This window comes from Variovorax sp. CF313 (assembly GCF_000282635.1).
Lineage (GTDB): Bacteria > Pseudomonadota > Gammaproteobacteria > Burkholderiales > Burkholderiaceae_C > Variovorax.
In genome coordinates this window covers 1-12293 of the sequence record NZ_AKIW01000083.1, presented here as the reverse complement: position 1 = coordinate 12293, position 12293 = coordinate 1, and the positions used below count along the sequence as shown (strand labels likewise).

At 68.7% G+C, this 12293-nt stretch carries 12 protein-coding genes; 4 read left to right on the top strand and 8 right to left on the bottom strand.

Translation table 11 applies throughout. From position 1 onward, the window contains the following. Positions 1-23: 23 nt before the first annotated feature. Positions 24-686, top strand: a complete 663-nt coding sequence (gene pcp, locus PMI12_RS20595) for a pyroglutamyl-peptidase I (RefSeq protein WP_007836304.1) — start codon at positions 24-26, stop codon at positions 684-686. Positions 687-700: 14 nt separating this feature from the next. On the opposite strand, the gene PMI12_RS20590 is transcribed toward pcp, so the two are convergent. After that, on the bottom strand, positions 701-1411 hold the full coding sequence (locus tag PMI12_RS20590; protein ID WP_007836302.1) for an alpha/beta fold hydrolase: 711 nt from the start codon (positions 1409-1411) through the stop codon (positions 701-703). 41 nt (positions 1412-1452) lie between these two features. Between PMI12_RS20590 and PMI12_RS20585 the strand changes: the two genes are divergently transcribed. Beyond that, positions 1453-2151: a histidine phosphatase family protein gene (locus PMI12_RS20585; RefSeq protein WP_007836301.1), complete on the top strand. Its 699-nt coding sequence runs from the start codon at positions 1453-1455 to the stop codon at positions 2149-2151. A gap of 10 nt (positions 2152-2161) precedes the next feature. Here the strand turns inward: PMI12_RS20585 and PMI12_RS20580 are convergent, their stop codons facing one another. The 3 genes from PMI12_RS20580 to PMI12_RS20570 form a co-directional block, all read right to left on the bottom strand. Further along, positions 2162-3757 carry an N-acyl-D-amino-acid deacylase family protein gene (locus PMI12_RS20580; RefSeq protein WP_007836300.1) on the bottom strand — a complete coding sequence of 532 codons (1596 nt, stop codon included), beginning with the start codon at positions 3755-3757 and terminating at the stop codon, positions 2162-2164. A 138-nt stretch (positions 3758-3895) separates the two neighbouring features. Continuing rightward, positions 3896-5254 (bottom strand): tetratricopeptide repeat protein, encoded by a 1359-nt coding sequence (locus PMI12_RS20575; protein WP_007836298.1) that lies wholly within the window; start codon positions 5252-5254, stop codon positions 3896-3898. Positions 5255-5299: 45 nt separating this feature from the next. Beyond that, on the bottom strand, positions 5300-5698 hold the full coding sequence (locus tag PMI12_RS20570; protein WP_007836295.1) for a tautomerase family protein: 399 nt from the start codon (positions 5696-5698) through the stop codon (positions 5300-5302). Between the two features lie 112 nt (positions 5699-5810). On the opposite strand from PMI12_RS20570, the gene PMI12_RS20565 reads away from it, so the two are divergent. Further along, the gene (locus tag PMI12_RS20565) at positions 5811-6671 is read left to right on the top strand and encodes a LysR family transcriptional regulator (protein WP_007836293.1); all 861 of its coding nucleotides are present in this window, start codon (positions 5811-5813) and stop codon (positions 6669-6671) included. A 44-nt stretch (positions 6672-6715) separates the two neighbouring features. Next, on the top strand, positions 6716-7342 hold the full coding sequence (locus PMI12_RS20560; protein WP_007836291.1) for a YitT family protein: 627 nt from the start codon (positions 6716-6718) through the stop codon (positions 7340-7342). A gap of 9 nt (positions 7343-7351) precedes the next feature. On the opposite strand, the gene PMI12_RS20555 is transcribed toward PMI12_RS20560, so the two are convergent. The 4 genes from PMI12_RS20555 to PMI12_RS20540 form a co-directional block, all read right to left on the bottom strand. Further along, on the bottom strand, positions 7352-8752 hold the full coding sequence (locus PMI12_RS20555) for an amidase (protein ID WP_007836289.1): 1401 nt from the start codon (positions 8750-8752) through the stop codon (positions 7352-7354). After that, positions 8743-10230 (bottom strand): ABC transporter substrate-binding protein, encoded by a 1488-nt coding sequence (locus PMI12_RS20550; RefSeq protein ID WP_007836287.1) that lies wholly within the window; start codon positions 10228-10230, stop codon positions 8743-8745. Before PMI12_RS20550 ends, PMI12_RS20555 begins: the two co-directional genes overlap by 10 nt. Positions 10231-10444: 214 nt before the next feature. Then, positions 10445-11938, bottom strand: coding sequence for an ABC transporter substrate-binding protein (locus PMI12_RS20545; RefSeq protein ID WP_007836285.1), 1494 nt, complete (start codon positions 11936-11938; stop codon positions 10445-10447). 111 nt (positions 11939-12049) lie between these two features. Then, on the bottom strand, positions 12050-12293 hold a 244-nt coding region (locus PMI12_RS20540), incomplete at its 5' end, for an ABC transporter ATP-binding protein (RefSeq protein WP_007836282.1).

Below are 12293 nucleotides of genomic sequence, written 5' to 3'. Positions count from 1 at the left end.
GCCGCGGACGCGAGCGCCAGGCCGTGGCAGCGAAGCCCATCGATGTCCTGCTGACCGGTTTCGATCCGTTCGAGCGGGAAGCCATCAACCCCTCGTGGGAAGCCGTGCGCGTGCTCGACGGCTGGAAGGTCGGCCGCGCGACGGTGCATGCGCGCCAGATGCCCTGCGTGTTCGGCGAGGCCATCGACGCACTCGCCAGCGCGATGGACGAACTCCAGCCGCAGCTGGTGCTGTGCGTCGGCCAGGCCGGCGGGCGCGCGGAGGTGACGCCGGAGCGCATCGCCATCAACATCGACGATGCCCGCGTGGCCGACAACAAGGGCCGCGAACCCGTCGACTCGCCCGTGGTGCCCGGGGCGCCCGCGGCATACTTCTCGACGCTGCCGATCAAGGCCATGGTGCGCGAACTGCGCGCGGCCGGCGTACCGGCCTCGGTGTCGAACAGCGCCGGCACCTTCGTCTGCAACCACATCTTCTACGGCCTGATGCACCGCATCGCAATGCACCCGATGCCGGGGCTGCGCGGCGGCTTCATCCACATTCCGTACCTGCCCGAGCAGGCGGCGCGCTTTCCGGGGGCGCCGAGCATGTCGCTGGAAACGATGATCGCGGCCCTGCGCATCGCCGTGAGCACCGCGCTCGCGGTGAAGCGCGACATCGCCGAAACCGGCGGCCAGTTGCACTGAACCGCCGAGGCGGCTCAGGTGCCCGGGAAGTGCTTCGCCAACCAGCCGTTGAGCGCGGCGTTGACGAACTTGGGCTTTTCCATCGTCAGCATGTGGCCGCAGTCAGGCACCCACGCGACTTGTGCCTGCGGCAGCAGCGCCGCCATCTCGCGCGTGCACTCGGGCGGTGCGAGCCGGTCATCGTCGCCGCACACCAGCAGCACCGGCACGCGCACAGACGCAAGATGCAGCCGCGCATCGGGCCGGCGCATCACCGCGCGGTTCTGGCTGATGAGCTGCTGCGCGCCCGCGCCGAGCACGATGTCGAGATAGCGCTGCACCAGCACCTGATCGGCCGCCTGCGCGGGGTGGAAGGCGAAGTAGACGTTCGGCTCGATCACGTCGCGCACCTCGCCGCGCTCGAAGTATTCGATGGCGCCTGCGCGCAGCCTGGACATGTCGGGCGTCTCGGGCCGCGCGCTGGTGCCGAGCAGCGCGAGCCCCGCGATGCGCCCGGGCGCCTGGCGGGCCGCTTCCATGGCGACCATGCCGCCCATCGAGGCGCCGCACAGCACCAGCGGTCCGTCGTTGTCGCGCAGCACGGCGGCGGCCATGCCCTCGATGGTGTCGTGGTGCCGCTGGGCGTCGCTCACGCGAGCGCCGAAGGCGGGGGGAAGTGCGAGCAACTGGGCTTCCCAGATGCGCTCGTCGCAGGCGAGACCGGGCAGCAGGATGAGATTGGGCATGGAGAGAGATTCTGCGCGAATGCGGTGGAAAATGGACGCCGATGCCAACGCCCAAGCCCGACACCACCACCGACCTGATCCTCATCCGCCATGGCGAAACCGCCTGGAATCGCGAACTGCGCTTCCAGGGGCACGCGGATGTCCCGCTCAACGACATTGGCCATGAACAGGCGCGCCGCATCGGCCTGCGGCTGGCCGGCGAGAGCGCGGTGCAGCACATCATCAGCAGCGACCTGATGCGCGCGCAGCAGACTGCCGCGCCCGCCGCGTCGCAGCTGTCGCTGCCGGTGGTGACCTCGGCGGCGCTGCGCGAGCAGTTCTTCGGCGTGGTCGAAGGCATGCGCTCCGACGAAATCCAGAACTTGCATCCGCGCGCCTGGGAAGAATGGCTGGAGTTCCGCGAGGACCACGCCATGCCCGAGGGCGAGACGGCGCGCGAATTCCACACGCGCATCATCGCGGCGCTGGGCAGCATCGCCGCCGCGCACAGGGGACAGCACCTGATCGTCGTCACGCATGGCGGCGTGCTCGACATGGTGTGGCGCACCGCCAGGGGCCTGAGCCTGAGCGGGCCGCGCCGCAGCGACATTCCCAACGCGGGCTTCAACCGCATCCGCATCGCCGATCCGGCCGAGCCCGAGGCGATCGAGATCGTGGAATGGGCCGACACGCGGCACCTGGCCGACCTGCCGGCGCAGCCGACCTACGACCAGACGCGGCACCTGAAGGACAAGGACTGAGGCAGGCCCCTCAGCCGCAGCTGCCGGCCTTCGGCGTGCGCAGCAGCGGCTGGCCGGCGCCCACGCCCGTGGGTTTGCCGCCGTCGACAGCGAGCTGCCCGTTCACCAGCACCGTGCTGACGCCCTCCGACAGCAGCGCAGGCTGCGTGTAGGTGGCTTTCGCCGCATAGCGCGCCGGGTCGAACGCCACCACGTCCGCGTAGTAGCCAGGGCGCAGGTGCCCGCGCTGCTTCAGCCCCAGCGTGTCGGCCGTGAGCGAAGAGCTGCTGCGGATGAACTGCGCCAGCGAGATCGTGTGCTCCTTCACCACGTACTGCTCGTACTTGCGCGCGAAGGTGCCGTAGGCGCGCGGATGGCCCAGCGACGAGTCGGACGAGGTCATGACCCAGGGCCGCTTCATGAAGGCGCGCACGTCGTCGTCGCTCTGGTTGAACGAGGCGATCATCAGGTCGCCGTCGCGCAGCACCGCGATGGCGGCTTCCACCGGATCGGCGTTCGATGCCTTGGCCACGTCGGCCAGCGTCTTGCCCACGTACTTCGTGCTGCCCGCCGAGAACAGGATGGCCTCGGGGCCGCCGCGCAGTCGCAGGTTCTCGCGCATGTCCTTGCGCAGGCGCTCCTGCTGCGAGGCGTCGTCGAAGCGCTGCAGCGTCGCCGCACGGCCGCCCTCGTTGGCCCACGGCGGCAGCAGCGCGGCCGAGAAGCGCGTGCTCGACGCGGTCCACGGATAGTGGTCGGCCGTGATGTCCAGCCCGCCCGCGCGTTCCTTCTCGATGCGCTTGATGATGTCGCCGCTCTGGCCCTGCACGTCGACGCCCAGCGCCTTGATGTGCGCCACATGCACCGGCAGCTTCGCCTCGTGGCCGATGCGGATCGCCTCGTCGATGGAGCCTTTCAGGCCGATGTTGTACATGGACTCGTCGCGGATGTGGCTGTCGTACAGGCCGCCGTGCCGCGCCGCCACCTTCGCGAGCTCGATGACCTCCTCGGTCTTCGAGAAGTTCTGCGGCGTGTAGAAGAGCCCGGTCGAAAGGCCAAGGGCGCCTTCGCACATGCCCTGGCTCACACGCTTCTTCATCGCCTCGAGCTGCTCGGGCGTCGGTGCCCGGTTGGCCTCGCCCAACTCGCTCATGCGCACCGGGCCGAAGCCCACGTACATGGCCACGTTGGTGCCTACCGGCGTGGCACGCAGCTTCTGCGCCTGCGCCGCGATGTCGAAGCCGCCGAAGCCGTCGTTGCCGATCACCGCGGTGGTCACGCCCTGCGTGATGAACGGGATGTTCAGCCGCTTCTTCGGATCGTTCGAGTGCAGGTCGGCATCCGCATGCGTGTGGGCGTCGATGAAGCCCGGCGCCACCACCATGCCCGTGGCATCGATGACGCGCCTGGCCGTGAACTGCGCCGGCGCTGCCTTGCCCGCGAACACGATGCGATCGCCCGCGATGCCGACATCGCCCACCACCGGCGTGTCGGAGTCGCCCGTGTAGACGGTGCCGCCGCGCAGCAGCAGGTCCAGCGCGACGGGCGTTCCGTCGGCGGCATGCAGGGTGGGTGCGAAGGGTGCGAGGGCTGAGAGCGCGGCCAGCGTGACGAGAGACTTGCGCATGGGCGATGGTGCCTTGAAGGCTTCTTGTCGATAGGGAGCGGCCAGTTTAGGAGCCGCCTCCGGGTCATCGCCAATTCCTTTTGCACCATGCCCCATGACCTGAAGGCATGGGCTGCCGGGCAGTGCTCGCAGATGCGCTCAGGCGTGCGTCGCAAGCTGCCCGAGGCCGAGGCGCTCGTACACCGCCGCCGTTTGCCGGCGCAGGCGCAGCGACTCGGGCTGGCCATTGAGCTGCTGCTGCAGGATGCCCTGGGCAGCGGACAGCGAAGCCTCCGTGCCGCTGCGCACCAGCGCATCGAGATTCACCTGCTCGAACAGGTCGCGCTGCGCGTGGCTGCCGCCGATCTCGATCATGCGCGGCAGGGCAGTGCCCAGCCCTTCGATGGCTGCCGCGAGATCGCCGCGCGCATGCGCCACCAGTCCGTGCGCGGCCGGCACGCACACGCGCTGCCATGCCGCGCGCGTCGATGCCGTTGCGTTCAGCGCGAAGGCAACTATGTTGCGCAGCAGAACCTCCGCCTCAGGGCGCCCGGCGCGCGCCAGGCCGTAGAGGTACTGCAGGTCGAGGAAGGGCAGCACGTGGTCGGCCTGGCGCTGCCGCAGGTAGCCGGCCACGTCCTCCCAGCGCCCGCCCACGTCGATGCCCGCGAGTTCGAGCCGTGCGAGCAGCGAGACGGCGCCGATCTGGTCCTGCGAGTAGTCCTTGACCACGCCCCAGGCGTGCTCGTCGTACACCGCGAGCGCCTCGGCATCGCGGCCCAGGTCGATCAGGAACAGCGCCACATGCCACCAGTTGTGCGTGACCATGAAGGAGTTGAGCCCGCTCCACGTGTCGCTCACGCCCTGCATGAACGCCAGCCCCTCGGCGAGCCGGCCTTCGGTGAGCATCACGTGCGCCAGCGCATGGTGCGCCCACGGCTCCTTGCGGCACATGGCGATGGCATGGCGGGCACTGGCCTCGGCCTCGCGCATCAGGTGGCACTGCTCGTAGCCGAAGGCCGCCATGCCGTGCACATAGGGCACGTCGGCCGCGTGCGGCAGCACCGCGAGCGCGAGCCGCAGCATGCCTGGGCAGTCGCCAGTGTTGAAGCAGTGGTACTGGCCGAGCTTGACCGACACCAGGTCGCGCGGATGCTCGCGGGCCTGCTCGGCGTGCAGCGCGATGGCGCGGGCGATGTCACCGTCGGCCCAGGCTTCGACGGACGCGATGTATCGCTGCTCGCGCGGGGTGGCGCGCGCGGCGCCGGCGCGGGCCTTGTCGAGAAAGGGCCGGGCGTTGGCGACGGCCTCACGCGATTCGGCGAAAAGGTGCAGCGTCGCGCAGTACGCCTGCACGATGGGGCTCGCATCGGTGCCGGCCACCGCGAGCAGGTTGACTGCACGCGCCTCGGTCGAGATGAAGCCCATGACGAAGTCGTCGACCAGCGGCAGGCTGGCGGGGTCGTCGAGGGTGAGCGGGTTGCCGAGGCTGTCGGCGAGCGTTTTTCCGGGGGGCATGGCGGCATCGTGCCATGCCCCCGGCGATGCTTCAACGATCCGTCGTCAGACGCCGGCCTGCTGGTGGCGGTACTCCTGCGTCTTGCCGCCGTAGCCGTAGGCCGCGCCGCGTGCATCGATCACGTGGATGTACGACACCTCGTGCAGGTCCGGCCGGATCTTCGCCATGGCCGCATGCACCTCGCGCAGGTAGCGCGCCTTCTCGGCCTTGGTGTTGGTCTCGTCGGTGACGCTGATGTCGAGGTGGAACGCAGACTTGCCGAGCGAGGCCAAAGACTGGCCGCCGATGAACCAGGCGTCGGCGGCGATGTACTGCACGGTGATGGCGATCACTGGCAATTGCTTGCCCAGCACGCTCTGGGTGAGCTCGGCGACGGCGTCGACGGTCTTGCGGGTGAGGTCGGCGTCGGGTTGGCCGGAGAGGTGGACGACGATGTGGGGCATGACTGGCTCCTTGGATGGATGGGTTGTCGATGGGGTGATTGTGGGAGCCTTCTGGTCATCGGAAAAGCGGGAAGATATGATGAATTACATCGGATAAACGGATGGATTGACCATGCAGGGATTCGACCTGGAGCAACTGCGCACGCTGGCCGCCGTCGTCGACGCTGGCAGCCTCACGGCGGCCGCGCCGCGCGTCTTCCTCTCGCAGTCGTCGGTGAGCGAGCAGATCCGCAAGTTGGAAGAGCGGGCAGGGCAGTCGCTGCTCACGCGCAGCAAGGCAGGCGTGGCCCCCACCGAGGCGGGTGTGCGGCTGCTGGGCTATGCGCGGCGCATCCTCGCGCTGAGCGACGAAGCATTTCGCGACCTGCACGGCGAGACGTTGCAGGGCGAGCTACGCCTCGCGGTCACCGACTACTTCCGCCCCGGCGACCTGACGCGGCTGCTGGGGCGGCTCGGCGAGAGCTATCCGCAGGTGCGGCTGCACGTCAGCATCCTGAAGAGCGATGCGCTGCGGGCGGCCTATGCGCACGGCGATTTCGACGTGGGCCTTGCGATGAACATCGCGGGGGCTTCCACGCCGCAGGCCCGGGGCGCGGTGCTGCGGCGCGAATCGCTGGTGTGGCTCGGCGCGGAGGGCATGCGGCTCGCGCGCGGGGAGCCGGTGCGGCTGCTGGCCTTGCCCGACACCTGCTCGCTGCATCAGTTCACCGTGGCGCTGCTGCGGCGCCGGCGCGTGCCCTATGCGCTCGCGCACGTCGCGTCGGGTGTCGCGGGCCTGCAGTCCGCGCTGGCCGCGGGGCTGGGCGTTGCCTGCCTCAACGAGTCCTCGATCAGCGACGGCGTGACGCGGCTGGCGGCACCGCACGGTCTGCCGGCCCTGCCGCGTGTCGCTTTCCAGCTCCTGTCGGGGCGCAAGGGCGAAACCGCATTCGTGACCCGGGCGAGGGAGATGCTGGCAACCCACCTGATGTGAAGAATCTCTCCAGGGGTGGCGCGGGATTTGCGTCAGCCCCTGTCATGGATGCGCCACCTCCCACAACTGCGCCAAATCTGCTGCGCCACACCCGCTTCGACGACGCACAGGCCATTTTCTCGGGCACGCTGTTCGTCGCCATCGCGATGATGCTGTTCGGCCAGGCGGGGCTGCTTACAGGCGGCACGGCCGGCGTCGCGTTTCTCCTGCACTACGCCACCGGCCTGAGCTTCGGAAAGCTGTTCTTCCTGGTCAACCTGCCGTTCTACTGGTTCGCCTGGCGCCACATGGGCCGCGCGTTCACGGTCAAGACCTTCTCGGCCATCGCATTGCTCTCGGTGATGACCGACCTGGCGCCGCGCTACCTGTCCATCGACTCCCTGCACCCGGCCTTCGCGGCCGTGCTCGGCGGCCTGCTGCTGGGCACCGGCTGCCTGTTCCTCGCCCGCCACCGCGCCAGCCTGGGCGGCGCGACGGTGCTCACGCTGTACCTGCAGGAAAAGCGTGGCTGGCCCGCGGGCAAAGTGCAGATCGGCATCGACTGCACGGTGGTGCTGCTCGCCCTGTTCGTGATTCCGCCGCAGCGGGTCGGGTGGTCGGTGCTGGCTGCCGTGGTGATGGGGCTTTTTCTCTGGATCAACCACAAGCCGGGGCGGTATGCGGCGACCTGACGCTTCCCGTCAGCGGCCGGGCGGCAACGGCCAGGGCCGCTGCGGTTCGCGGATCTGCTCGAAGGCGCGCGACACGCGCAGCACCCCGAGGTCGTCGAAGCGCTGGCCGGCAATCTGCAGCCCGATCGGCAATCCACTCGCCGAGTACCCGCAGTTCACCGAAGCCGCCGGTTGCTCCGACATGTTGAACGGCACCGTGAACCCGATGTGCTCCAGCGGACGCAGGGGATCGTTCGTGGGTGAGGGCGCTTCGGCTGCCGCGGGCATGTTCGGCGACACGGGCGAAATCACGTAGTCGAAGCGCGCGCATGCAGCCACGGCGGCGACGCGCGTGGCGTGGAACTGGCTGAAGCCGCGGAACACATGCTCGCCGCTGAACTCGGCCGCACTCTCCGCCCATTCGCGGATGTACGGCAGCACCTTCGCGCGCTGGTCGGCGCGCAGGCCCTTCATGTCCACCAACGAGCGCATGCGCCAGAAGTGGTCCATGCCGTCGAGCATGGCCTGCGACATGAACGGCTGCATCGGCTCGATCACCGCGCCGGCCTTCTCGAGCAGCCGCGCGGCGTTTTCCACCGCTGCCTGGATCTCGGGCTCGACCGCCAGTCCGCAGCCTGCGTCGAGCAGCAGCCCGATGCGCAGGCCGCGCAGATGGTCCGGTGCCACGTCGAAGCCTGCCCAGGCGATGTCCTGCGGCGGCAGGCTCATGCTGTCGCGCGCGTCGGGCCGGGACAGCGCCTGCATCATCAGCGCCGCGTCGCCCACCGTGCGGGTCATCGGCCCAGCGGCGCGGCCCATGTAGGGTGGGTCGATCGGAATGCGCCCCAGGCTCGGTTTCAGCGTGAAGATGCCGCACCAGCTCGCGGGCAGGCGCAGCGACCCGCCGATGTCCGTGCCCAGGTGCAGCGGGCCGTAGCCGGCAGCCGCCGCGGCGCCAGCTCCTGCGCTGGAGCCGCCCGGCGTCAGGCGCAAGTCCCACGGGTTGCGCGCCAGTGTGTGAAAGCTCGACAGCCCCGAGGACAGCATGCCGTAGTCCGGCATGGTGGTCTTGCTCACGATCACCGCACCGGCTTCCTTGAGGCGCGCGGCTGGCGGCGCGTCGGCCGCAGCGGGCTTCAGGTCGACCGCGGCGGTGCCGGCTGGCATCGGGTCGCCGCGCGTGGCGATGTTTTCCTTGATGGTCGCGGGCACGCCATCGAGCGGTCCGAGCGCATCGCCGCGCTGCCAGCGCGCTTCCGAGGCGCGCGCCTGTTCGAGCGCGGCCTCGGGCCGGAACAGCCAGGTGGCCTGCAAGTGCGGCTCCCAGCGTTCCACTTGCGCGATCACGGCCTGCGTGACTTCCACCGGCGAGAGTTCGCGGCTGCGGTAGGCAGCGGCAAGCTCCTGCGCAGACAGGTCGCTCAGCCCCACGACAGTGCCGACAGGTCGTTCACGAAGATCGGGTTCTCTTTCCAGATGCCCTTGACGTTCTTCTTCGCGACAGTGGGGAACTGCGGCTGGTACAGGAAGCCGTTGGCCGCGTCGGTGGCCAGCATCTTCTGTGCGTCGCCAAGCAGCTTGTTGCGCTCGGCCGCATTGCCGGTGGACTTGATCTTGTCGAACAGCGCGTTGAAGGCCTTCGACTGGTAGCCCCAGTAGTAGTCCGGCTTGGCATAGTTGCTGAGGTCGAAGGGCTCGACGTGCGAAATGATCGACAGGTCGTAGTCCTTGTTGCCGTAGGTGCCGCTGAGCCATTGCGCCCATTCGACGTTCTGAATCTTCACCACGATGCCGATCTTGGCGAGCTGGGCCACGATCACCTCGCCGCCCTGGCGCGCATAGGGCGGCGGCGGCAGCGTCATTGTCAGTTCGAGCGGCGTCTTCACGCCGGCCTCGGCCAGCAGCTTCTTGGCCTTCTCGACGTCGAAGGGGTTGATGCCCGTGGTGTCGACATAGCCCGCCGCGCCCGGCACGTAGTGGCTGCCGATGGGCACGCCGAAGCCGTCGGCCGCGCCTTCGATCACGGCCTTGCGGTCGATGGCCGCAAGAATGGCGCGGCGCACGCGCACGTCGTCGAGCGGCTTCTTCCTGTTGTTGATCGACAGGATGGTCTTGGCGCGCGAACCCGCCAGGATGACCTGGAACTGCGGGTTCGCCTTGAACTGCGGCACCACGCGCGTGCCGATGCGCGCGAACACGTCGACGTCGCCCGACAGCATGGCGGCGGCCTGCGCGGCCGTGTCGGAGATGAAGCGGAACGTCACCTTGTTGATCTTCGCGGTGGCGGGGCTGCGGAAGCCCTCCCACTTGCTCAGCGTGAGCGACGAGCCCTTGGCCCAGTTGTCCAGCTTGTAGGGGCCGGTGCCGACCGGTTTGCTGGCGTTGGTCTCGGCGCTCTTGGGTTCGACGATCACGGCCGTGGCCTGGCCCAGCACGAAGGGCAGGTCGGGGTCGATCTCCTTGTTGATGACGACGACGGTGTAGTCGTCCACCACCTGCGTCGCGAGGTTGGCGAAGGTGCGCTTGTCCTTGTTGGTGCTCTTCTCGCCGCCGGCGCGGTCGAAGGAGAACTTGACGGCGGCGGCGTTGAAGGGCTCGCCGTTCTGGTACTTCACGCCGCGCCGCAGCTTGAAGGTGTAGGTCTTCAGGTCGGGCGAGACCTCCCAGCTCTCGGCCAGCAGCGGCGTGACGCTGCCGTCGGCGTTGATCTTGGTGAGCGTCTCGAGGATGTTGTAGTGCACGACCTCGGCGATGGCGGCGGCCGCGCCGGTGGTCGGGTCGAGCCCCGGCGGCTCGAGCGCCATGCCGATCACGATGGCGTCCTTCCGGCCCTGCGCCATGCCGGCGAGCGGGGTGGCCAGCGCAACGGTGGCACCGGCGGTGGTGAGAAGGGTGCGGCGGTTCAACATACGTGTGATCTCCGGATAGACAAGCCAGGTTCGAATGACGACTGCTCCGGCGTGTGCCATGCCCCGAAGGGAGGCGCGACGCCGCGAAAGACACGACACGCAGCACGAAAGATGCCACGTGCGCAGCCGGTCATTCTCTCGCAGCGGGTGCGCCGCCGCGCGGTCCGCGAGGCGGTTTTTCCTCGGGACGTTCCCGTAGGCGAGGCCGTCCGGATCAAGCCCAGGACAGCGCCGCGATGTCGTTCACGAAGATCGGCGTGTCTTTCCAAAGCCCGCGCAGGTTGCGCGCGGCGACGGTGATGAACTGCGGCTGGTACAGGAAGACATTGGCCGCATCTTCCGCCAGCAGCCGCTGCGCATCGCCGAGGTAGCGCAGGCGGTCGGCGGGGCGCGCCGCGTTGCGCGCCTTGTCGAAGATCTCGTTGAACTTCGCCGACTGGTAGCCCCAGTAGTACTCGGGCTTGGTGTAGTTCACGAGGTCGAAGGGCTCGACGTGCAGGATCAGCGAGAGGTCGTAGTTCCTGTTGCCGTAGGTGCCGCTGATCCATTGCGCCCACTCGACGTTCTGGATCTTCGCGACGATGCCCACCTTGGCCAGCTGCGCGGCGATCAGCTCGCCGCCCTGGCGCGCATAGGGTGGAGGCGGCAGTACGAGCTCGAGTTCGAGCGGCGTCTTCACGCCGGCTTCGGCCAGCAGCTGCCTTGCGCGCTCGACGTTGTAGGGGTTGACGCCGGTGGTGTCGACATAGCCCGGCGCGCCCGGCACGTAGTGGCTGCCGATGGCCACGCCGCGGCCGTCCGCTGCAGCCTCGATCACAGCCTTGCGGTCGATGGCCGCGGCGATGGCGCGGCGCACGCGCACGTCGTCCAGCGGCTTGCGCCTGTTGTTGATGGCGAGGATGGTCTTTCCGCGCGAGGCGTTGAAGACCACCTGGAAGCGCTTGTCGTTCTGGAACTGCGGCAGGCTGCGCGACACCGAGGCGTGCGGAAACAGGTCGACGTCGCCCGAGAGCAGCGCGGCGGTCTGCGCAGCCGGCTCGGAGATGAAGCGGAAGCCGGCCTTGCGGATCTGCACCGTGTCGGCATTGCGCCAGCCGTCCCACCTGGCGAGCACGATGCCCGATCCCTTGGCCCAGCTGTCGAGCCTGTAGGGGCCGGTGCCGACAGGCTTGGTGGCGTTGGTCTCGATCGTTTTCGGCTCGACCTGGATCGCGGAGGCCTGCCCGAGCAGGAACAGCAGGTCGGGCTCGACCTCCTTCGTGATCAGCACCACGGTGTGTTCGTCGACTACCTGCGTCGCGATGTTGGCGAAGGTGCGCTTGTCCTTGTTGGTGCTGTTGGCGGCGGCGGCGCGGTCGAACGAGAACTTGACGGTCTGCGCGTCGAACGGCTCGCCGTTCTGGAACTTCACGCCGCGCTTGAGCCTGAAGGTGTAGGTTTTCAGGTCAGGCGAAATGTCCCAGCTTTCGGCCAGCAGCGGGGTGACGCTGCCGTCGGCGTTGATCTTGGTGAGCGTTTCGAAGACGGTGTAGAGCACCACCTCGGCGATCTCGGCGCCGGCCTTGGCCGTGGGGTCGAGCCCCGTGGGCTCCAGCGTGAGACCGAGCACCAGCGCGTCCTTCTTCTTTTGCGCGAAGGCGTCGATCGGCACTGCGAGCGGGGCCAGGGCTGCGGCGCCGGTGGCGAGCAGGGTGCGTCGTTTGAGCATGAAGCGGTGTCCTCGGAACAGGGGGCAGGCATCATCCGCGAGACCGGTGCGTCCGCGCAACCAGATGCTTATGACCCACTCATCCTAGAGGCGGCGGACGACGCTTCGGTGTCAGGCGGCCAGCAGCGTGCCGCCCGCGGGCGTGCGCGGCACCGCGTCGAGCAGCGTGCGCGTGTAGGGATGCTGCGCGTGATGGAAGAGTTCGGCGGGCGGACCCTGCTCGACGATCTTGCCCTTCCACACCACGCACACTTCATCGCACAGGTGGTTGACCACCGCGAGGTCGTGGCTGATGAGCAGGTAGCTGATGCCGAACTGCTGCTGCAGGTCCTGCATGAGGTTGAGCACCTGGGCC

Excerpts from the sequence above, each read along its gene's own strand:
- PMI12_RS20590 (WP_007836302.1), bottom strand. The coding sequence starts at position 1,411 with ATGCCCAATCTCATCCTGCTGCCCGGTCTCGCCTGCGACGAGCGCATC.
- PMI12_RS20585 (WP_007836301.1), top strand. The coding sequence starts at position 1,453 with ATGCCAACGCCCAAGCCCGACACCACCACCGACCTGATCCTCATCCGC.
- PMI12_RS20580 (WP_007836300.1), bottom strand. The coding sequence starts at position 3,757 with ATGCGCAAGTCTCTCGTCACGCTGGCCGCGCTCTCAGCCCTCGCACCC.
- PMI12_RS20575 (WP_007836298.1), bottom strand. The coding sequence starts at position 5,254 with ATGCCCCCCGGAAAAACGCTCGCCGACAGCCTCGGCAACCCGCTCACC.
- PMI12_RS20570 (WP_007836295.1), bottom strand. The coding sequence starts at position 5,698 with ATGCCCCACATCGTCGTCCACCTCTCCGGCCAACCCGACGCCGACCTC.
- PMI12_RS20565 (WP_007836293.1), top strand. The coding sequence starts at position 5,811 with ATGCAGGGATTCGACCTGGAGCAACTGCGCACGCTGGCCGCCGTCGTC.
- PMI12_RS20560 (WP_007836291.1), top strand. The coding sequence starts at position 6,716 with ATGGATGCGCCACCTCCCACAACTGCGCCAAATCTGCTGCGCCACACC.
- PMI12_RS20550 (WP_007836287.1), bottom strand. The coding sequence starts at position 10,230 with ATGTTGAACCGCCGCACCCTTCTCACCACCGCCGGTGCCACCGTTGCG.
- PMI12_RS20545 (WP_007836285.1), bottom strand. The coding sequence starts at position 11,938 with ATGCTCAAACGACGCACCCTGCTCGCCACCGGCGCCGCAGCCCTGGCC.